This window comes from Gillisia xinjiangensis (assembly GCF_046298265.1).
GTDB lineage: Bacteria > Bacteroidota > Bacteroidia > Flavobacteriales > Flavobacteriaceae > Gillisia > Gillisia xinjiangensis.
The window spans coordinates 200,839-220,437 of record NZ_JBKAHK010000006.1; the positions used below are offsets into that span (position 1 = coordinate 200,839).

General features: G+C 39.7%; 19 protein-coding genes. 11 read left to right on the plus strand and 8 right to left on the minus strand.

Annotated features, from left to right (window positions below):
• Positions 1-502: 502 nt before the first annotated feature.
• A complete protein-coding gene (gene metK / locus ACKGJN_RS11970; protein WP_409539742.1) occupies positions 503-1,762 on the plus strand; it encodes a methionine adenosyltransferase in 1,260 nt (419 codons plus the stop codon).
• An 88-nt stretch (positions 1,763-1,850) separates the two neighbouring features.
• Here the strand turns inward: metK and ACKGJN_RS11975 are convergent, their stop codons facing one another.
• Positions 1,851-2,525, minus strand: a complete 675-nt coding sequence (locus ACKGJN_RS11975; protein WP_409539743.1) for an SRPBCC family protein — start codon at positions 2,523-2,525, stop codon at positions 1,851-1,853.
• 332 nt (positions 2,526-2,857) lie between these two features.
• Between ACKGJN_RS11975 and ACKGJN_RS11980 the strand changes: the two genes are divergently transcribed.
• Genes ACKGJN_RS11980 through ACKGJN_RS11990 form a run of 3 tightly spaced genes read left to right on the plus strand, consistent with a single transcriptional unit; the run spans position 2,858 to position 5,637 of the window.
• A complete protein-coding gene (locus ACKGJN_RS11980; RefSeq protein WP_409539744.1) occupies positions 2,858-4,222 on the plus strand; it encodes an acyl-CoA dehydrogenase family protein in 1,365 nt (454 codons plus the stop codon).
• A gap of 23 nt (positions 4,223-4,245) precedes the next feature.
• Positions 4,246-5,163 (plus strand): 2-hydroxyacid dehydrogenase, encoded by a 918-nt coding sequence (locus ACKGJN_RS11985; RefSeq protein WP_409539745.1) that lies wholly within the window; start codon positions 4,246-4,248, stop codon positions 5,161-5,163.
• A 24-nt stretch (positions 5,164-5,187) separates the two neighbouring features.
• Positions 5,188-5,637 carry a universal stress protein gene (locus ACKGJN_RS11990; RefSeq protein ID WP_409539746.1) on the plus strand — a complete coding sequence of 150 codons (450 nt, stop codon included), beginning with the start codon at positions 5,188-5,190 and terminating at the stop codon, positions 5,635-5,637.
• Between the two features lie 258 nt (positions 5,638-5,895).
• Here the strand turns inward: ACKGJN_RS11990 and ACKGJN_RS11995 are convergent, their stop codons facing one another.
• Positions 5,896-6,414, minus strand: coding sequence for a DinB family protein (locus ACKGJN_RS11995; protein ID WP_409539747.1), 519 nt, complete (start codon positions 6,412-6,414; stop codon positions 5,896-5,898).
• Between the two features lie 203 nt (positions 6,415-6,617).
• On the opposite strand from ACKGJN_RS11995, the gene ACKGJN_RS12000 reads away from it, so the two are divergent.
• Positions 6,618-7,034: a DUF2141 domain-containing protein gene (locus ACKGJN_RS12000; protein ID WP_409539749.1), complete on the plus strand. Its 417-nt coding sequence runs from the start codon at positions 6,618-6,620 to the stop codon at positions 7,032-7,034.
• A 166-nt stretch (positions 7,035-7,200) separates the two neighbouring features.
• On the opposite strand, the gene ACKGJN_RS12005 is transcribed toward ACKGJN_RS12000, so the two are convergent.
• Together ACKGJN_RS12005 and ACKGJN_RS12010 are read right to left on the minus strand one after the other, a co-directional pair.
• Positions 7,201-7,458 (minus strand): Txe/YoeB family addiction module toxin, encoded by a 258-nt coding sequence (locus ACKGJN_RS12005; protein ID WP_409539750.1) that lies wholly within the window; start codon positions 7,456-7,458, stop codon positions 7,201-7,203.
• Between the two features lies 1 nt (position 7,459).
• Positions 7,460-7,714, minus strand: coding sequence for a type II toxin-antitoxin system Phd/YefM family antitoxin (locus ACKGJN_RS12010; RefSeq protein WP_409539751.1), 255 nt, complete (start codon positions 7,712-7,714; stop codon positions 7,460-7,462).
• Between the two features lie 208 nt (positions 7,715-7,922).
• Between ACKGJN_RS12010 and ACKGJN_RS12015 the strand changes: the two genes are divergently transcribed.
• The 3 genes from ACKGJN_RS12015 (at position 7,923) to ACKGJN_RS12025 (ending at position 12,113) form a co-directional block, all read left to right on the plus strand.
• The gene (locus tag ACKGJN_RS12015; RefSeq protein ID WP_409539752.1) at positions 7,923-11,237 is read left to right on the plus strand and encodes an amidohydrolase family protein; all 3,315 of its coding nucleotides are present in this window, start codon (positions 7,923-7,925) and stop codon (positions 11,235-11,237) included.
• A gap of 96 nt (positions 11,238-11,333) precedes the next feature.
• On the plus strand, positions 11,334-11,690 hold the full coding sequence (locus ACKGJN_RS12020) for a DUF202 domain-containing protein (protein ID WP_409539753.1): 357 nt from the start codon (positions 11,334-11,336) through the stop codon (positions 11,688-11,690).
• 12 nt (positions 11,691-11,702) lie between these two features.
• Positions 11,703-12,113, plus strand: coding sequence for a DUF6122 family protein (locus ACKGJN_RS12025; RefSeq protein ID WP_409539754.1), 411 nt, complete (start codon positions 11,703-11,705; stop codon positions 12,111-12,113).
• Here the strand turns inward: ACKGJN_RS12025 and ACKGJN_RS12030 are convergent.
• On the minus strand, positions 12,067-12,987 hold the full coding sequence (locus ACKGJN_RS12030; protein WP_409539755.1) for a DUF302 domain-containing protein: 921 nt from the start codon (positions 12,985-12,987) through the stop codon (positions 12,067-12,069). The genes ACKGJN_RS12025 and ACKGJN_RS12030 overlap by 47 nt on opposite strands.
• Positions 12,988-13,204: 217 nt before the next feature.
• Here ACKGJN_RS12030 and ACKGJN_RS12035 point away from each other — a divergent pair, with 217 nt between their 5' ends.
• Together ACKGJN_RS12035 and ACKGJN_RS12040 are read left to right on the plus strand one after the other, a co-directional pair.
• Positions 13,205-13,819: a deoxynucleoside kinase gene (locus ACKGJN_RS12035; protein WP_409539756.1), complete on the plus strand. Its 615-nt coding sequence runs from the start codon at positions 13,205-13,207 to the stop codon at positions 13,817-13,819.
• 12 nt (positions 13,820-13,831) lie between these two features.
• Positions 13,832-14,479: a sterol desaturase family protein gene (locus ACKGJN_RS12040; RefSeq protein ID WP_409539757.1), complete on the plus strand. Its 648-nt coding sequence runs from the start codon at positions 13,832-13,834 to the stop codon at positions 14,477-14,479.
• 56 nt (positions 14,480-14,535) lie between these two features.
• Here ACKGJN_RS12040 and ACKGJN_RS12045 read toward each other — a convergent pair whose 3' ends face one another.
• Positions 14,536-15,573 carry an App1 family protein gene (locus ACKGJN_RS12045; protein ID WP_409539758.1) on the minus strand — a complete coding sequence of 346 codons (1,038 nt, stop codon included), beginning with the start codon at positions 15,571-15,573 and terminating at the stop codon, positions 14,536-14,538.
• A 309-nt stretch (positions 15,574-15,882) separates the two neighbouring features.
• Here ACKGJN_RS12045 and ACKGJN_RS12050 point away from each other — a divergent pair, with 309 nt between their 5' ends.
• Complete coding sequence (locus ACKGJN_RS12050; RefSeq protein ID WP_409539759.1) at positions 15,883-16,365, plus strand: YciE/YciF ferroxidase family protein; 483 nt, start codon at positions 15,883-15,885, stop codon at positions 16,363-16,365.
• A gap of 71 nt (positions 16,366-16,436) precedes the next feature.
• Here the strand turns inward: ACKGJN_RS12050 and ACKGJN_RS12055 are convergent, their stop codons facing one another.
• Together ACKGJN_RS12055 and ACKGJN_RS12060 are read right to left on the minus strand one after the other, a co-directional pair.
• Positions 16,437-18,869 carry a sodium-translocating pyrophosphatase gene (locus ACKGJN_RS12055; RefSeq protein WP_409539760.1) on the minus strand — a complete coding sequence of 811 codons (2,433 nt, stop codon included), beginning with the start codon at positions 18,867-18,869 and terminating at the stop codon, positions 16,437-16,439.
• A 154-nt stretch (positions 18,870-19,023) separates the two neighbouring features.
• Positions 19,024-19,536 carry an inorganic diphosphatase gene (locus tag ACKGJN_RS12060; RefSeq protein WP_409539761.1) on the minus strand — a complete coding sequence of 171 codons (513 nt, stop codon included), beginning with the start codon at positions 19,534-19,536 and terminating at the stop codon, positions 19,024-19,026.
• Between the last annotated feature and the right edge of the window lie 63 nt (positions 19,537-19,599).

Genomic DNA, 19,599 nt, shown 5'->3' on the forward strand with positions numbered 1-19,599 from the left:
TTTGCAAATAAACTTGTACATTTTCTTGTTTTGAATTTTACAAATGTAACGACAGAAACTTTTAAAAAACAAATTATTTTTCAGAAAAATTAAAATAAAAATCAAAACTCCTTATAAACCTGGGCTTAGCGGGCATTAAAATTTTAAAAAAAATTCGCTCCTATTTTTTGAACTATATAAGTTCTTATAAAACGGGAATTTTTGTGCCAGGGATGGAGCGGTTGATGGAGCTCTCCCGGTTTTTTTTACCGGGAAGCGACCCGCGAGAGCCCGCCGTGAGCCGGCCTGACCGGATGGGAAGGCCTTTTGGCGAAACGGGGCGCCCAACACATTTTAAAAAGTTGCTAAAGGTGTATGCTATTCATTCAAATTTTATACATTTGCCCCTGATTGATTACAGGGTAATTTGACTGATTGCAACCCTTAAAAAAAGCTAAAGCAGTGTTATCTCCTCTAGCCTTTCACGTCAAATAGCCTTTTACTTTTAATTTAAAAATATTAAATGGCCTATTTATTTACTTCAGAAAGTGTTTCTGAAGGACACCCCGATAAAGTTGCTGACCAGATTAGCGACGCCCTTTTAGATAATTTCCTGGCTTTTGATGAAGATTCAAAAGTAGCTTGCGAAACCCTTGTTACTACCGGGCAGGTAGTTTTAGCCGGGGAAGTTAAAAGCAATACTTACCTGGATGTGCAGCACATAGCACGCGAAGTTATTAATGACATTGGTTACACCAAGGGAGCCTATAAATTTAGCGGGGATTCCTGTGGAGTGATCTCCCTTATTCACGAGCAATCCCAGGACATCAATCAGGGAGTAGACCGCGCCAACAAAGAAGAGCAAGGCGCAGGAGACCAGGGAATGATGTTTGGATATGCCACCAAAGAAACCGAAAACTACATGCCTTTGGCATTGGATATTTCTCATAAAATCCTGATTGAACTCGCAAAACTGAGAAGGGAAGAAAAGGATATCCCCTATCTTAGACCGGATTCAAAAAGCCAGGTGACTATAGAATACAGCGATGAAAATGTACCGCAGCGAATTGATGCCATCGTCGTTTCTACTCAGCATGATGAATTTGATGAGAATGATGAGCGAATGCTGGCCAAAATCAAGAAAGATATTATCGAGATCCTTATTCCGCGTGTGAAGGCTCAACTTCCGGAATACGTACAAAAATTATTCAACGATGAGATCACGTACCACATCAATCCTACCGGAAAGTTTGTAATTGGAGGTCCTCACGGCGATGCCGGACTTACAGGAAGGAAGATAATCGTGGATACCTACGGCGGAAAAGGCGCCCATGGTGGCGGAGCATTTTCCGGAAAAGATCCCAGTAAGGTCGACCGATCTGCAGCTTATGCGGCGCGACATATCGCCAAAAACCTTGTTGCGGCAGGGCTGGCAGATGAAATCCTGGTTCAGGTTTCCTATGCGATAGGAGTTGTACAACCAACTTCCATTTATGTTGACACCTATGGTAAATCCAATGTGAAAATATCCAATGGAGACATCTCCAGAAAGGTTGCTGAACTGTTTGACATGCGTCCTGCAGCGATAGAAAAACGTCTTAAACTACGAAATCCTATTTACCGTGAAACTTCTGCCTACGGACATATGGGAAAGGAACCACGTATAATTACCAAGATTTTTGAAAGTCCTTATAACGGAAAAATCACCCGGGAGGTAGAATTGTTTACCTGGGAGAAACTGGATTATGTAGATAAGGTAAAAGAAGCTTTTGGTTTAGCTTAAGATCCGGCTTAAAAAAACATACATAAACAATAAACCCCACAGTTTTAAAAACTGCGGGGTTTATTGTTATACACCTGTAATCCAGAGACTACATCCTGCTTGCCGGAGAACCTTTACGTTTGGAAATACGGCCTCTTTCCATTAATTTTTTAAATTCCTTAAGGTCGTTCTCAACGACTTTTTTAAAGGCAGGATTAAGCAATTTCGCTGCCATTTTTCCCGCTGTGCCTAAAGGTGGCCGGTACGTTATACTGGTTTCTACGATAGTGCTTTTCCTGTTTCCTGCATCGTGAAATCTCACTTCCCCTGAATTCTCTATTTCAGAATCTGGCAGTGATCTCCAGGCCAGCACCTGGTTGTCCTGCTCCCATATAATTTCGGCTTCCCATTCAATTTCCCCCATTCCACCCGGAACTTCGGCAACCCAATGAGATCTTTTACCGTTTATTTCATTAACCTCCTTAATATGACTCATAAAGTTAGGCAGGTTTTCAAGATTTCGCCAATATGCATACAGTTCTTCCTTTGGCTTTTTAATTACTAAAGTACTCTTAATCTCTACAATTTCTTTCTTATTTATGGCGTTTTTTCCTGAATTGGTGAGAGCCTTTGCTCCTTTATAAAGAAGTGCTCCCCCTGCAACAATTCCTAAAGCGGTAAGAAATTTGTTTTTGCTAACATCAAAATCTCCGTTTCCTTCATGATGTTGTCCCGTTGTTCCGCGGGATCCTTTAGATCCTCTCTTTTCATTTTGTGTTTCCATTGTTTCTGTTTTTAATTTATCCTTCTATTTTTTTTTAATTACCGAGGCAATTACATAGATTTTCGCAAGTGCATCTATCTAGAAAATCTGATTAGTTTAAATTTAAAACTCTAAGAATTAATGAATTACAAATTGATTATAAATTTTTATTAATGTTTCGGCTGTTTTCCTAAAAAATTAAAAGAAATATCCTTAGCAAAACCTGCTGTTCAATTTTAGAAGAGAGAAAAATTGACTAAAAACCCAAAATTTGTTCGGTTTTTTCTTCGGAAAGCTTTAACAAAAGTACCCGCTTTAAATACTTATTTTTAAGCAAATCTAAATAACCCCCTATGTCGCTATTCGGAAAAGTAAAAAATACGATCAGTTTATTAAAATCGGTTGATATGGATCAACTGGCAAATATCAGCAAGCACATTGATTTGCCGGAGGCCATGAATGCTCTTGGCGCCCTGGATGAGCGGCAGCTAAAGGGTTTGATGAAAATGCTGAAAACCAAAAAGAAAAAAGGAGAAAAGGACCTTCCTCCTGTCGATGGAGATTTTTATAACCTGGATCTTAAGCTTACACCAGAGCAACGGGAAATTCAGCTGAAAGTGAGGAGCTTTATGGAAGAGGAGGTGAAACCTTTGGTAAATGATCATTGGAACAGGGCTAAATTTCCATTTGAGATCATAGAGAAATTTGCGAAGCTCAATGTTGCCGGAGTGGCTTATGAAGGTTACGGCTGCCCAAATTATTCGTTCCTTATGGAAGGTATTATCGCCCAGGAAATCGCGCGGATAGATGTTTCAATTTCCACCTTTTTTGGAGTGCACAGCGGGCTTGCGATGGGATCTATTTATATATGCGGAAGCGAAGCACAAAAACAGGAATGGCTTCCGGCCATGCAGAAATTGGAAAAAATTGGTGCTTTTGGTCTTACCGAGCCTAATGTAGGTTCCGGAGTGGCAGGCGGAATGGAAACCACCTGTAGTTTTGATGGAGAGAACTGGGTGTTGAACGGACAGAAAAAATGGATAGGGAATGCCACATTTGCCGATGTGATCATTATTTGGGCAAGGGATGAAGACACAAACCGGGTAAAAGGATTTATTGTTCGAAAAGAAAATCCAGGCTTTAAAGCCGAAAAAATGGAAGATAAGATGGCGCTTCGTATCGTTCAAAACGCCCTTATTACATTAACCGATTGTAAAATACCCGAAAGTGATCGATTAAAACACGCCAATTCCTTTAAAGATACCGCAAAAGTGCTAAGAATGACACGTGCAGGAGTGGCATGGCAGGCTGTTGGATGTGCCCGGGGGGCTTATGAAAGTGCTTTGGGATACACTTTAAAACGCGAACAATTTGGGCGACCAATCGCTTCTTTTCAGCTTATACAGGATCATTTAGTGGAAATGCTTTCCAATCTTACCGCAATGCAAACCATGGTTTTCCGCTTATCTGAAATGCAGGATCAGGGAATTCTTACAGATGAACACGCCTCACTGGCCAAAGTGTTTTGCAGTATGCGAACCAGGGATGTGGTGGGCCGTGCCCGTGAGGTGCTGGGAGGAAACGGGATTCTGCTGGAATATGATGTAGCCAGATTTGTGGCAGATGCCGAAGCAATTTATAGTTACGAAGGAACAAAAGAAATAAACACACTCATTGTTGGACGGGCAATTACCGGATACAGTGCTTTTGTGAATTAATACGAATCCTACAAAAAAATAAAATGTCAGTACTAGTTATCAGTCCGGGAAGAGACCCGGAAGCCTGGGTTCAGGAATTAAAAAATCAACATCCCGGAATGCAAATATTCGCATATCCTGAAGAACATAATAAGGAAGACATAGAATATGCCATTGCCTGGAAACATCCGCGGGGTATTTTTAAAAATTATCCCAACTTAAAAGTAATCGCATCTATGGGCGCCGGTGTGGATCACATTACCAGTGATCCTGAAATCCCTAAAAATGTTACCATTACCCGTATCATAGACGATCAGCTTACGCTGGATATGAGCGCTTTTGTACTTGCTTTGGTGATGAATCATTTAAGAAACCTTTCTTTTCATCATAACCATAAATCCTGGGAACCAACAAATTATTTAAAAATTGAAGATCAGAATATCGGCGTAATGGGTGTTGGGGTTTTGGGAAGTGCCGTTGTTAAAACACTTACCAATGTGGGCTTTAAGGTTTCCGGATGGGCAACCCAACCAAAACCACAATCAGATGTAACAATATTTGGAAAAGACCAGTTGGATGAATTTTTAGGCCAAACAACGATAGTGGTTTGTCTTCTTCCGTTAACCCAACAAACCGAGAATATCCTGAACAAGGAATTGTTTAAAAAATTGCCAAAGGGAGCATATATCATCAACGTAGCCCGAGGACAGCACCTGGTGGAACATGATTTACTAGAAATGGTAGATACCGGACATCTTTCCGGCGCAAGCCTGGATGTTTTCCGAAAGGAACCGCTGCCGGAGGAACATCCGTTTTGGCAGCATCCGAAGATAAGTATCACCCCGCATATCGCCAGTGTTACCGACCCTAAAAAGGTAGTTCCCCAACTGGTTGAAAATTACATCCGGATGACAGAAGGAAAACCGGTAAAAAACATAGTGAAAAGAGAAAAAGGCTATTAAACTGTGAATTTTAAAATATAAACTATGAAAGAATTAAGGAATATTCTGGTCGCGGTTGATTTTAATGATGCCATTGGTGAATTGATGGGTTTTACTGAAAGTATCGCGTCAAAATTTGGGGCCAAGATCTGGGTTGTCCATGTAGCTGCCCCCGATCCTGATTTTGTTGGGTACGAACCGGGTCCGCAATACATCAGGGATTTTCGCGCAGATGAATTAAAAGAGGAACATCGAACCCTTCAAAAATTATCTGAGGCTTTTATAGACAACAATATAGAATCGGAAGCACTGTTAATACAAGGTTCTACCGTGGAAACCGTAATTGCGGAGGCCGAAAAATTAAAGGCAGATTTGTTGATCGTGGGAACACATAAACACAGTTTTTTCCACAATTTGCTGCAGGAGAGCGTTTCGCTGGAACTCTTAAAAAAGGGAAATATTCCCCTTTTGGCAATCCCTATAAGTGAAGCTTAAAAGAAGGTTTAGAAAATTTTTAATTTATATCTATAATTAAAGTGTTCTGAAAAAATAGAAATCAGACCTGAATGTTTCTCAGTTAATTAAAGTCTAGTCTTGCTTATTGGTTCTTGCCGTTACGCCAAAAGAGGAAGGATCCTGGCTCTTTACCGGACATTGCTGTTATTACTTTAATATAGGTAGCAACCCACCTTTTTTTAAACCGGTTTTTTTATCGATTTATACCATCATCAAAATTCAGTGAATTCCCGGAAATTATTTATCCTCTTTTAAAACACTAACCGTTACCAGTAACTGACCTACGTGGCGCTGAACATGCTCTGCAGCGTGAAAAAGCAACCCTATTACCGTAGAGGGCAACGCCTTTCTGCCAACTGTTCTGGACTGGGTTAACGTCGATGTATCAATAGATTTTAATTTGTTGATTGCGTATGCAATCTTCTCGTCTGAGATATCAACCAAATTTAACAGACTTGTTTGAATTTCCGGATTTCCTTCGTTTTTTAAGGCTGAAAACTGTGCTTCAGATAACTTTTTCCCTTCGGAATAGGTAAGCATTCTATCCATAACCCCGGTTATATGTTGAAGATGAAAACCCACAGAAGCCCTGCCGGCAGGCTTGTGCCAAAGTAATTCTTCGGGAAAATATTGTGTGTATTTTCGAATATCTTCACTGGCTTGCAATAACGCATGCGCTACTGGCTGCAGTAAATCTGGAATATCATCTATTTTTCCCCGAAGCCAGACTTCGGATTGGGAATTTGGTTTCATCATAGTTTTAATAGTTCAGAACGGTTTTATTACAAATTTAGAGTTTGAAAATTTAATCCGTCTTTGAGGGTTAAATTACGGAAAGTTCAAATCAAAATAACAGAATTTTATTTTTCAGAAATCCCGTTTTTTTTCATAAACAGGTATTTTATCATTTGCACAACCTATTAAGATTGATATATTTAAGACCCTTAAACATATAACATATGAAAAATTCAATCCTGATAATAATTGTTTTGCTCAACGGAATTTTAGTCCTGAATGCCCAAAACACGATCGAAGTTGAGGTCACCAATTTTAAATCAAATAAAGGCGCAGCTTATATCGGGCTTTATAACGCTGAAAATTCATTTTTGGAAAATGAATACAAGGGGCAAGTTGTGGAGATTAAAAACAAAAAAGCGGTTTTAATTTTTAATGATATTCCAGAGGGAACCTATGCAGTTTCAGTATTTCACGATGAAGATGATAATGGAAAACTCACCACCAACTTTTTAGGAATACCAAAGGAATCTTATGGTGCTTCCAATAATGCAAAAGGAATATTTGGACCCCCTAAGTGGGAAAACGCTAAATTTGAAGTCAGAAACGGAGTGCTTGTAAAACAGAAGATTTCTTTATGAAAGCGCCAGGGATTCTTCTGAAAAAAGCATTTTTAACGGCTACGGCAAACGGCTCGTTGCGGCTTGGTTATCTGAGTATTCCTCGGAAGTTAAAAATATAAATGGTAAAAAAACTTCCCGATACCAAAATGCAGCAATGACTTTTAGCGCAGGTTCCCAGCGATAATTAATCGTAGTGATGTCTACATTTTACTATTTGTATTTCCTCGTCAATAAATCGATAAATTAATCGATGTTCGCCATCAATCCTACGGGACCAAAAACCCGCATATTTATGTTTTAAAGGTTCGGGCTTTCCTATTCCTTCAAAAGGTGTACGGGAAATGTCTTTAAGTAAGTCATTAATTTTTTTGACTTTCTTTTTGTCAGTTTTTTGCCAATACAAATAATCCTCCCAGGATTCATCCACAAACTCATAACGCATATTATTCTTCAATTAAGTCTTGAGTGAATGATTTACCTTTTTTCAATTTCTCGAGCGCAGAATCCAGGCGTTTTTCATTTATACGTGATGAAAGTTCATAATTTGTTGCAATCAATGAGTTATATTCGTCAAGCGACATTATAACAACTCCAGAATCTTTACCCCGTTTTATGATAAGGGTTTCAAAGTTTTTGGCGACTTTGTCTAAATATGATTTGATATCTTTTCTAAAATCAGAAATGCTTGTAATCACCATAATATAAAATTTTGTACAAATATATGTACAAAATTTTATTATTTACGGCAATGTTGCGAGATTATTGCTGCTTGCCTAACCCCTTTTTTCTGTTACGTGCAAAGTTACCTTGCGTATTTTTAAATCTATTTTCTGCGCCAGGAAAAACGGCTCTCACAAATTCTTCAAAACATTCCCTATCTTTAGCCTTCTTAAAAATAATTATTATATGCTCCACAAAATTTTGATGACATTGCTACTCGTAATGTCCTCCGCAACCTTGCTCGCTCAGGAAAACACTACGCAAACAGACAGCTTAAAAAAAGATAAAAAGTGGGATGTTTCCAATCCGTACACCGATGACTGGAAAATAAACGAAGTTCCCTTAAATACCGATGAAGGAACCTGGATGAACCTGGATGTGAGTCCCGATGGAAAAACAATCGTCTTCGACCTTTTAGGCGATATTTACGCTATGCCGGTTTCCGGAGGGAAAGCCACTGCGCTTAGAAGCGGAATGCCTTATGAAGTCCAGCCCCGGTTTAGTCCGGACGGCTCAAAAATCTCCTTTACCAGCGATGCCGGTGGAGGAGACAATATTTGGGCGATGAATCCTGATGGCTCTGAAGCACAACAAATCACCAAGGAAGATTTTAGATTGTTGAACAATGCAGTTTGGACAGCCGATGGAAATTCCATCATCGCCCGGAAACACTTTACCTCCGGCCGGTCTTTAGGCGCGGGGGAACTATGGCAGTATCATCTTGCCGGAAGTGCAGGAATTCAACTTACAGAACGCAAAAACGATCAGCAGGATGTGAATGAACCATCTGTTTCGCCTGATGGAAAATACCTGTATTACAGTGAGGATATGTATCCCGGCGGGAATTTTCAGTATAATAAAGATCCCAACAAACAGATCTATGTAATTAAACAATACGATTTTGAAACCGGTGAAACCACTACGATTACCGGTGGACCTGGTGGAGCTGCAAGACCACAGGTTTCCGGGGATGGTAAAAAACTGGCATTTATAAAAAGGGTACGTACCAAAACGGTGCTGTACATTCACGATCTAGCTACCGGGGAAGAATGGCCGGTATACGATAAGCTTAGTAAAGACCAGCAGGAAGCCTGGGCGATCTTTGGTGTATATCCCGGATTTTCCTGGATGCCCGGAAATAAAGAACTCGTTATATGGAGTGAGGGTAAGATCAAAAAGATCAATATTGAGGATCTTAAAGTAACTGAAATTCCTTTTAGCGTTAGCAATACTATCAAAATTGCTGAAGCACATCATGCAGAGCAAGAGGTGTTTACCGAAACTTTCAATCCAAAAGTAATTCGTCAGGCGGTAACTTCACCTGATGGAAAAATACTTGTTTTCCACACGATTGGGTATCTGTGGAAAAAGAACCTTCCCAGCGGAAAACCTCAGCGACTTACCAAAGGAATTGATTTTGAATATGAACCTGCTTTTTCTGCTAACGGAAAAGAGATTGTATATGTAACCTGGGATGACGAAAATAAAGGAAGCATCAAAAAGACAGGGATTTCCGGTGGGAATCCTACAGATCTTATCACTGAAAAAGGGATTTACAGAAGTCCTTCTTTCTCCAATAACGGAAGTTTGATCGTATTTACAAAGGAATCCGGAAACGGAGATCTTGGCCAGACATTTACCAAAGAACCCGGAATTTATGTGATGAATTCAGATGGGAAAAATCTTCGGAAAATCAACAAACTGGGAGATTTCCCGGTCTTTAATAAGGATGGTTCCAGGATTATCTTTCAAACCGGGGGAACATTTTTTGGGAGCCTTGTAAAGAGTTTAAAAAGCATCGATTTAAGCGGGAATGATGAACGCACCCATTTCAACTCGAAATATGCCAATAGAATGGTGCCAAGTCCGGATAATAAATGGATCGTTTTTACCAATTTGCACAAGGCGTACGTGGCTCCTTTTGTATCAACAGGACAACCGGTGGATCTGGATGCTAAAACCAAGACTTTCCCGGTTACCCAAATTGCGAAAGATGCGGGGATGAATTTGCACTGGTCCAAAAACAGCAAAAATATTCACTGGACTTTAGGTGAGGAATATTTCACGAATGAAGTCGCCAATAGATTTACCTATCTGGAAAACTCACCGGATTCTATTCCGGAAATCACAGAAACCGGCCTGAAAATCGGCCTGGAAACCAAAACCGATGTTCCCTCAGGATCCATCGCTTTTACAAATGCCAGGATCATTACGATGGATGGCGATAAGGTTCTGGAAAATGGAACTATTATTATAACTGAGAATAAGATCGCCGCTATGGGAACTTCTCAGGAAGTTCAAGTTCCAAACAATGCAAAAGTGTACGATATGGCCGGCAAAACCATTATGCCGGGAATCGTGGATGTGCATGCACATGTAGGTGCTTTTCGTGAAGGCCTTACGCCAAAGAAACACTGGCCGGCTTATGCAAATCTGGCCTTCGGGGTAACAACTGCGCATGATCCTTCTGCTTTATCGGAAACCATCTTCGGAATTTCAGAAATGATCAAAACCGGAGAAATGGTTGGACCTCGTTTATTTTCAACCGGAATCATACTTTATGGAGCCGAAGGGGATTTTAAGGCGGAGATCAACAGTTTGGAAGATGCGAGATCGGCATTGAGAAGAACAAAAGCCTTTGGCGCGAATTCAGTGAAAAGTTACAATCAGCCAAGACGCGAGCAGCGTCAACAGGTAATGCAGGCTGCAAAAGAGTTAAACATGAATGTGGTTCCCGAAGGTGGAAGTACTTTTTTTCATAATATGAGTATGATCGTGGACGGACACACCGGAATTGAACATAATATTCCTGTTGCTCCCGTCTATAAAGATATTTATACGCTTTGGGGGAACAGTAAAACCGGTTATACTCCTACCCTTATCGTAAACTATGGCGGAATTAACGGAGAGTATTATTTCTACGAAAAAAGCAATGTTTGGGAGAATGAAAAACTGCTTAATTTCACGCCGCGATATATAGTAGATTCCCGTTCCAGACACCGTACTATGCTTCCGGAAGAAGAGTATCAACATGGTCCAATTTTGGTTTCTGAAACCGCAAAAGCACTTTCCGATATCGGTGTAAAAGTTAATCTTGGTGCCCATGGACAACTTCAGGGCCTTGGTGCGCATTGGGAATTATGGCTGCTTCAAATGGGTGGAATGACGAATATGGAGGCGCTTCAGGCTGCCACCATCAATGGCGCAGAATATCTTGGAATGCAAAAGGAAATCGGTTCTTTAGCCGAAGGGAAATTAGCCGATTTGATCGTGCTGGATAAAAATCCGCTGGAAGACATCAGGAATTCTGAAAGTGTTATTTACACCATGATCAATGGAAGGCTATATGATTCTAAAACCATGAACGAAATAGGAAATCACCCCAAAGAAAGAACAGATTTTTATTGGGAAAACAACAAATACAATGAGGCCTTCCCATGGTACAACAGTACCCAGAGTTTTACAGCTCCGGGGTGTACCTGCCAGGCAACGCATAATTAAAAAAATCAGCATTGATTGAAACCTTTTGTTCTAAAGAATGAATGCTTTCAATCAATGCTTTTTAATTTATACCTTTGAACCTAATTAGTTTCTACAATGATGAGACGCGTAAATATTAGAAACCCTTTTGGTTCCCAAAGAATAATAGATGAATCCCTTATCCGGGAACATTTGGCACTTGAACGTACGCGACTTGCAAACGAGCGTACCTTGCTATCATATACCCAGGCCTCGCTGTACTTTTTGCTGGGGGGACTGGCTTTATTGCAATTAAAGAAATATGAGGATTTAAAGTATATTGGATACCTCGCCCTTATCTTCTCTGGCTTGTTTCTTACAATTGGAATTTGGCGCTACATCTCCCTTAACCGTAAAATGAAAAAATTGTTACGGCCTGATAAAAGCAGGGACAAAAAGGAAAAAAAGGAACCAACCGGGGAAAATCAACGGTAGAATTTAGATACTGTGCTCCAAACAATTGTTCATTATTCGCTTCATTTTCTAGTAATTGGAGCCATCGCGTACTTCTACGATAAAAAAAACTGGAAACGTAACTGGATTATCTTACTTTCCACCATGTTGGTAGATGTAGATCACGTTTTTGCCGATCCTTTATTTGATGCAAACCGTTGCGGAATTGGATATCACCCTTTGCATGCTGGAATCCCGATCCTTATTTATTTCCTTGGAACCGTCTTTATAAAAAACAGCATTGTAAGGCTAATCTTTATCGGACTGCTTTTCCATATGTTCACAGACTTTATCGATTGCCTATGGATATTTTCCTATTGTAAAGAATGTTATACTTCTTCAGAAGTTTATAAATGGTTTAATTTCCTGCTGCAGTTTCAGCAAGGGCATTTAGCACCGCTGTGATTTGGGACACTATAGCTTCATTTCCCGAAATAGAATGACGTTCCCTTAAATATTCCGGATCGTTATAAGATATATTCACCGTTCCATCTTCATCTTCCCAAACCAGCATTTTTTGAGGAAGATCCAAACCTGTAGATTGCGAAGATTGCATCAATGGCGTTCCTAAATTTGGATTTCCAAAAATGATCACTTTAGTAGGTCTTAGTTCCAGGTCCACGCTCGCGGCATTTTCACGGTGATCAAGCTCGGCTACAAGCTGTAAATTTTCGTTGCCTGCAATTGCATTGCGTAAATTTGAATAGGTCGATTCAAAATCCTCATTGCTTATTTTTGTTATAATTCCTCCTTGCGGATCTGCAATGAGATTTGTGGCGCTTTTAATCTTCGCATTGGTTGCCGCCTTTACCAAATTTGAAAGAGCATTGGATATTTGACCTAATGTACTAACTTCACTCAACTCATACCTGGATTCCAGAAATTTAACACTGTTATATACGGCATAAACCACATCTTTTTCATTTTGAAAAAACAAGACCTTATGAGGCAGATCCAAACCAACAAGTTGATTTTCCTGCATTAACGGAGTTCCCAATACCGGATTTGCAAAAAACACAATTCTGGTTGGTTTAAGCACCCGCCCTACTGAAATTGAATTGGCAGTATGATCTACTTCTGCAATAATACTTATCGCCTCATTTGCTTCCAGGGCTGCTATAAAATTAGTGTAGGTGTTTTCGAAATTATTGGTGCTGGGAGAATATAAAGTACCTGGAATATCAAGGGTTTCCGCCGGAAGGACCACGTCTCCGGGTTCATCATTTGTGCAGGCTAAAAAGATCCAGAAAAAACTCAGCAGCAAAATCATCTTATACATAGAAATATAATTATAAAGCTGAAAGTTAAGGCCTCCCTTAACTTTCAGCAATTTTTTAATGAATCTTTAACCCAGGATCATAAGAATCCGCTGATTTTTATTTCAGAAAAACAAGGCTATTCAACCTAATCCCAACTGCTTTTTTTAGCTTAAAACTTGTATCTTTACCCTCGTTGAATTAATTTCTTCAAACTTAACCATCCGAAAAATCATTAATATGCATGTAGCCATTGCAGGAAATATTGGGGCGGGAAAAACCACCCTCACAAAATTATTAGCAAAACATTACAAATGGGAACCCCAATATGAAGATGTACTGGAAAACCCGTATTTAGAGGATTTTTATAACAAGATGGAACGCTGGTCTTTCAACCTTCAAATCTATTTTTTAAACAGTAGATTTCGCCAGATTCTGGAAATTCGGGAGAGCGGAAAGAAGATCATTCAGGACAGAACTATTTATGAAGACGCCCATATTTTCGCGCCTAACCTGCATTCTATGGGGCTTATGCCTAACCGCGATTTTGAAAATTACAAATCACTTTTCGACCTTATGGAAAGTGTTGTGAAGGGTCCGGACCTTTTAATTTATTTACGCAGCAGCATCCCAAACCTGGTTTCACAAATCCATAAACGAGGCAGGGAATATGAAAATTCAATTTCTATAGATTATCTTAGTAGACTCAATGAACGGTATGAAGCCTGGGTTCATCTTTATGACAAAGGGAATTTACTTATCATTGACGTTGATAATATTAATTTTGTTGATAATCCGGAGCATTTAGGGGAAATAATCACTAGAATTGACGCTGAATTGCACGGATTGTTCTAAACTCCATGTAACATGAATGCTGCAAAAAACCGCCCAAAACATAAGGGTTCTGCGGTTTTGATGAAGAATCCTTATTTAGAAAAATTAACCAGGACTCACATCCTGATTCCCCTCCTAATTTTTTCAGTGATCTCTGCCTTCCTAATCTATTATGGATTAGTAGAAAAAGGATTTCAGGTGCCTGGAATGGTACTGCTATTTATTTTCGGGTTCTTATTTTTCACATTTATTGAGTATTTAATGCACAGGTACTTATTCCACTTACCTGTTACCAATCCAAAGCGCGAAAAATTTGCTTACACCATTCACGGGGTACATCATGAGTATCCTAAAGATAAATCCAGACTTGCCATGCCGCCGGTGCTAAGTCTTATTCTGGCCACGATATTTTTTATAATCTATCGCAGTATCATGGGAGATTATGCCTTCGGATTTTTATCCGGGTTTTTGATGGGTTACACGGCTTATCTGGGAGTTCATTACTCGGTACATGCCTTCAGGGTTCCCCGGAATTTACTGAAAATCCTCTGGCATCATCACAGCATACATCACTACAGAGAACCCGATCGTGCTTTTGGCGTTTCATCTCCCTTATGGGATCTTATTTTTAGAACTATGCCCAGAAAATCTCCGGTGGAGCAACAGGAAACAGGCAAATAAAATTGAATAAAACACAACGACTCGCGCAGGATTTTCAAAAACCAGCTTTTCAGGCATTATAGGATAAACCCGCTTTCCCTGGCGTGTTCCTCTGCCTCTTTAGAAGAATCGGTCATTAAAACAGGCGTGGTCTCAAAATCATCTACTATGCTTTGCACACGCTGCATTTGTCTTTTATGATTAACGCTTCGTAAATAAATCGCGAGGATCCTTTCCGGATATTGCACTGCTATATCGGTATAAATGCTGGCATCATGCTCTCCGCTGTCCCCTATCAGAATAAAATTTAAATCGGGATATGTTTTCAGGATATTGATGATTTCTTTTTGCTTGTGAGGTTTTTCAGGTTTAAGACTTCTGTCAAACGGAGTCCTGAAATTCCGAAGTAAAATTGGTCCTTTGGGAAAATTATTGAAATCCAGGAATAGTTTTAAGTACTGGTACAAATTCCAGGGACTATTGCTTAGGTAAAACATTGGATTTTTATTCCTTCCGCTTTTCCCCAAATGCAGTTTTTGATAGAGCTCCGGAGCACCTTTTAAAGGAATTCTTTCGTATGCATTGGTTAGCAATGAGTTTTTAAGCAACCTAAGCTTGAAAAAAGATGTTACTCCCGTATGTAAAATCGTATCATCTATATCGCTTATCACGCCATATTCCGCTTCCGTTTCCGGAATTAAAAGTTCTCCCTGGAAATGATCTTTTTCCAATTTAGATTCTGGATTTCGTTCATCTGTATATCGAATATCCACTTTTACCCAACCCTCTGCATCTGCTGCCAAACTAAGGTCCTGGGGTACAGTTTTATCAAAGAGAAAATATCCTTCATCATCTGCTTTAGTGCTTAATTTTAGAAGATCCGGGATTTCAAGTTCAATTTGAGCATTTGCTATTTCGAAGGTATCAAACTGGCGAATGGTATTTTTAATGGTTTTAAAAAACGACTGATCTTCCACGATTTTCAAGGGAATGTCATCCAAAGCCCTGCCTAATAAATACAGGTGATTCCGGGTGCCGTAACTCCGGTATGGAGTAATTAGCACATTGTCTATTTCCTTATAGAAGCCCAGGGATTTTTTTAGGCGTTTACGCATCTCTTATGATTTGTTCAAGCCCCTAAAATACTTTTAAACTAATGATAACCCATAAAACACCTCGTTATTTAGCGGTATTTTAAGAATTAAGAGAGTTATTCCTGCCTTTCATAATTTCAGCTTAGTATCGGACTACTAAAAACTTTTTAAAAAGATCAATTTCACTTCCGAAGAACTTTTAATTGATTTTCAGGATAAAATTTCCGGCTGAAATTTTAATAAGTTAACAACAGACTTTTATCATTCATTTAACTCAATAACAACTCTTTAGATTCTAATTTTAACCAAAACCATTTTAATATAAAAATCATGAAAAAATTAGAAGATTTATTTGAGCACCAATTGAAAGACCTTTACAGTGCCGAAAACCAGCTTATTGAAGCATTGCCAAAAATGACCAAAGCCGCTAGTGATTCGAAACTTCAGGAAGCATTTAAAGGGCATTTGGAAGAAACCAAAATCCATAAAAAAAGGTTGGAAGAAGTGTGTGATGAACTGGGAATTAAGCCTACCGGGGAAGAATGTAAAGCAATGAAGGGGCTTATAAAAGAGGCTCAATCCATGATAGAGGAAGATGCCGAGAAAGCGGTGAAAGATGCTGGTCTTATCGCAGAAGCGCAACGTGTGGAGCATTATGAAATTTCCGGCTATGGTACTGTTGTAAGATATGCAAAGGAACTTGGGCATACAGCCATTGCAAAGAAACTTCAGAAAACATTGGATGAAGAGCACAGCGCCGATGAAAAACTGAATAAGATGGCCGAAAATCGGTTGAATAAAAAAGCGATATAATCACCTGATTCTTTAAATGGAAAAGAGCCCAATTTGGGCTCTTTCTTAGTTAATAGTAAAGGATATCCCTTTTACAGATTCTCAATTTGAGCTTTCACTTCAGCTTCTGTTCCTCTGAAAGTTTTCACCTGAACATCAGATTTTCCATTTTCCATAGTTGTAATCCTTACGCTGGCAACAGTTTGCTCACCTTCGGTAGTCATTTTCACCTGAACTTCTTTAGAAATGGATTGTTCTCCGTTTGAAAGAGAATTGAACTCACTGGTTTGAACCATTCCGGAATCCTCTGGAAGATTTGGAATATCGTCTACAGAATGATCTCCTAAAATTGGAGCAATCACCAAACCTATCAAGCAGGTAAGCTTGATAAGTATGTTCATAGAAGGCCCAGAGGTATCTTTAAAAGGATCTCCCACGGTATCTCCGGTAATGGCTGCCTTATGAGCTTCAGAGCCTTTGTAGGTCATTTCCCCATCGATCAATACACCTGCCTCAAAAGATTTCTTAGCATTGTCCCAGGCTCCACCTGCGTTGTTCTGAAAAATTGCCCAAAGCACACCACTTACAGTTACCCCGGCCATATATCCACCTAAGATCTCTGCGATCATTAAATTTTCAAATCCAAAAAGCATTGGAATAACTACAATAGCAATTGGAAACCCAATGGTTAAAACGCCTGGTAATAACATCTCCCTTAAGGCTGCCTTGGTAGAAATTGCAACACATTTATCGTATTCCGGTTTGCCGGTACCTTCCATAATTCCGGGAATTTCCCTAAATTGTCTTCGAACTTCATTCACCATTTGCATCGCTGCTTTTCCTACAGAATTCATTGCCAATGCCGAAAATACCACTGGCACCATTCCTCCTACAAACAACATAGCGAGTACAGGAGCTTTAAAAATATTGATCCCATCTATCCCGGTAAAGGTTACATAGGCTGCAAATAAAGCCAAAGAGGTAAGTGCAGCTGAAGCTATTGCAAATCCTTTTCCGGTTGCGGCCGTGGTATTTCCTACAGAATCAAGAATATCTGTACGTTCCCTAACTTCTGCGGGGAGTTCACTCATTTCAGCAATTCCGCCGGCATTATCAGAAATAGGACCAAAGGCATCTATAGCAAGTTGCATAGCGGTGGTCGCCATCATGGCCGATGCGGCCAGGGCAACTCCATAGAATCCTGCAAGTGCATAAGATGCCCATATCGCCGCGGCAAAAAGCAAAATAGAAGAGAAAGTTGAGATCATACCGGTTGCAAGTCCTGCAATAATATTTGTTCCGGCACCGGTACTGGATTTTTGTACGATCGATAAAACCGGTTTTTTACCCAGACCTGTATAGTATTCGGTCACGGCAGAGATAAATCCACCAACTCCAAGTCCTACCAAAGTAGCATAGAATACCCGCATGGAAGAGATGGTTTTATATTCAAATCCTTCTTCGCCACCAATGAAGAAGCCCATGGTCATTGTATTTGTTGGTAACATCCAGCGCACAAGAAAGAAGCAGGAAACCGCCACCAAAGCTATAGATACCCAGTTTCCAATATTGAGGGCACGTTGTACTTCAGCCTCTTTAGCGTTGTTATTGGAAATCTTAACCAGTAAAGTCCCAATGATAGAAATAATAATCCCTACCCCGGCTATAGACATTGGAAGTAATATAGGCCCAATTCCACCAAAACCTTCATTTACGATATTTCCACCCATATCCTGAATAACATAATTACCCAGAACCATAGCCGCTAAAACCGTAGCTACATAACTTCCGAAGAGATCGGCACCCATTCCGGCAACATCGCCAACATTATCCCCAACATTATCTGCAATAGTTGCAGGGTTACGTGGATCATCTTCGGGAATTCCAGCTTCCACCTTTCCAACAAGATCGGCACCTACATCGGCTGCTTTGGTATAAATACCACCACCCACTCTTGCAAAAAGCGCAATGGATTCGGCTCCCAGAGAAAAACCAGCCAGGGTTTCCAGCACAATAGTCATTTGAGCAGTACTGGTCCATTCTCCTCCCATAAAATAGTGAAAGAAAAATATAAAAAAGGCGGTAAGTCCAAGAACTGCAAGACCTGCAACACCCAATCCCATTACGGTACCACCACCAAAAGAAACTTTAAGTGCCTGGGGCAAACTGGTACGGGCGGCCTGCGTAGTTCTAACATTGGTTTGGGTGGCAATCTTCATCCCCATATTTCCGGCAAGCGCCGAAAAAAATGCGCCAAATATAAAGGCGATTACAATTAGCCAGTGTGTGGTAGGAACAATAACAGAAACTCCAGCCAAAACAATACTGGCGCCTATTACAAAAAAGGTTAACAATTTATATTCTGCATTTAAAAATGCAAGGGCTCCTTCATAAATGTGAGATGCAATATCCTTCATTTTTCCGTCTCCGGCATCTTGCTTCATTACCCAAGATCTTTTTATCCACATAAAAAGAAGACCTAATATTGCCAGTACCACCGGCAAATAAATAATCACTGAATCCATATTAGTTGTTAATTGTTAGTTAATACGGCTAAAGTAGTAAAACAGGGATAATTAAAAAAGCAATAACTATTAGGTTATTGCTTTAATCCCTCATTGAGGGATTAATACCCCGAGGTCTTTGATTTAAATTCTTTGCTTTTAAAAAATTATGGGATTATATTCCAAATCTGCTTTTATCCCCATCATAATTTTCATATCGCTCTATGCACTGCTTAATGATCTTTTTTGCTTCTGCAGCATCCCCAAATCCTCCAACATCGACCTTCTTTTTCTCAAGATCCTTATAAACTCTAAAGAAATGTTCGATCTCTTTCAATAAATGCCCATTGAGTTCATCCAAATCGTTAATGCGGTTCCAGATAGGATCTGAAATGGGCACACAAATTATTTTTTCATCCGGTCCTTTTTCATCGGCCATATGGAAAACACCAATTGGCTTCACTTCCATCACTATTCCCGGAAAGGTAGGCTCTGCAACCAATACCAATACATCCAGAGGATCGCTATCCAAAGCCAATGTATTAGGAATAAACCCATAATCTGCAGGATACATCATAGAAGAAAAGATCATCCTGTCATACCGGACTTTCTTCAATTCAAAATCATATTCATACTTGTTTCTACTTCCCTTCGGGATCTCTATCAACACATCAAAAGTATCGTTCATTTTCTTATTTTTTAATCTTTTTCAAGGCGGCAAATATAGGTATTTACAACCTTATTACTATTA

What these genes read in the sequence shown, in the direction of transcription:
- ACKGJN_RS12050 (WP_409539759.1), top strand. Translation starts at nt 15,883, where the DNA reads ATGAAAAAATTAGAAGATTTATTTGAGCACCAATTGAAAGACCTTTAC.
- ACKGJN_RS12020 (WP_409539753.1), top strand. Translation starts at nt 11,334, where the DNA reads ATGATGAGACGCGTAAATATTAGAAACCCTTTTGGTTCCCAAAGAATA.
- ACKGJN_RS12010 (WP_409539751.1), bottom strand. Translation starts at nt 7,714, where the DNA reads ATGGTGATTACAAGCATTTCTGATTTTAGAAAAGATATCAAATCATAT.
- ACKGJN_RS11995 (WP_409539747.1), bottom strand. Translation starts at nt 6,414, where the DNA reads ATGATGAAACCAAATTCCCAATCCGAAGTCTGGCTTCGGGGAAAAATA.
- ACKGJN_RS12040 (WP_409539757.1), top strand. Translation starts at nt 13,832, where the DNA reads ATGAATGCTGCAAAAAACCGCCCAAAACATAAGGGTTCTGCGGTTTTG.
- ACKGJN_RS12030 (WP_409539755.1), bottom strand. Translation starts at nt 12,987, where the DNA reads ATGTATAAGATGATTTTGCTGCTGAGTTTTTTCTGGATCTTTTTAGCC.
- ACKGJN_RS12055 (WP_409539760.1), bottom strand. Translation starts at nt 18,869, where the DNA reads ATGGATTCAGTGATTATTTATTTGCCGGTGGTACTGGCAATATTAGGT.
- ACKGJN_RS12015 (WP_409539752.1), top strand. Translation starts at nt 7,923, where the DNA reads ATGCTCCACAAAATTTTGATGACATTGCTACTCGTAATGTCCTCCGCA.
- ACKGJN_RS12000 (WP_409539749.1), top strand. Translation starts at nt 6,618, where the DNA reads ATGAAAAATTCAATCCTGATAATAATTGTTTTGCTCAACGGAATTTTA.
- ACKGJN_RS12060 (WP_409539761.1), bottom strand. Translation starts at nt 19,536, where the DNA reads ATGAACGATACTTTTGATGTGTTGATAGAGATCCCGAAGGGAAGTAGA.
- metK (WP_409539742.1), top strand. Translation starts at nt 503, where the DNA reads ATGGCCTATTTATTTACTTCAGAAAGTGTTTCTGAAGGACACCCCGAT.
- ACKGJN_RS12035 (WP_409539756.1), top strand. Translation starts at nt 13,205, where the DNA reads ATGCATGTAGCCATTGCAGGAAATATTGGGGCGGGAAAAACCACCCTC.
- ACKGJN_RS12005 (WP_409539750.1), bottom strand. Translation starts at nt 7,458, where the DNA reads ATGCGTTATGAGTTTGTGGATGAATCCTGGGAGGATTATTTGTATTGG.
- ACKGJN_RS12045 (WP_409539758.1), bottom strand. Translation starts at nt 15,573, where the DNA reads ATGCGTAAACGCCTAAAAAAATCCCTGGGCTTCTATAAGGAAATAGAC.
- ACKGJN_RS11990 (WP_409539746.1), top strand. Translation starts at nt 5,188, where the DNA reads ATGAAAGAATTAAGGAATATTCTGGTCGCGGTTGATTTTAATGATGCC.
- ACKGJN_RS11975 (WP_409539743.1), bottom strand. Translation starts at nt 2,525, where the DNA reads ATGGAAACACAAAATGAAAAGAGAGGATCTAAAGGATCCCGCGGAACA.
- ACKGJN_RS11980 (WP_409539744.1), top strand. Translation starts at nt 2,858, where the DNA reads ATGTCGCTATTCGGAAAAGTAAAAAATACGATCAGTTTATTAAAATCG.
- ACKGJN_RS11985 (WP_409539745.1), top strand. Translation starts at nt 4,246, where the DNA reads ATGTCAGTACTAGTTATCAGTCCGGGAAGAGACCCGGAAGCCTGGGTT.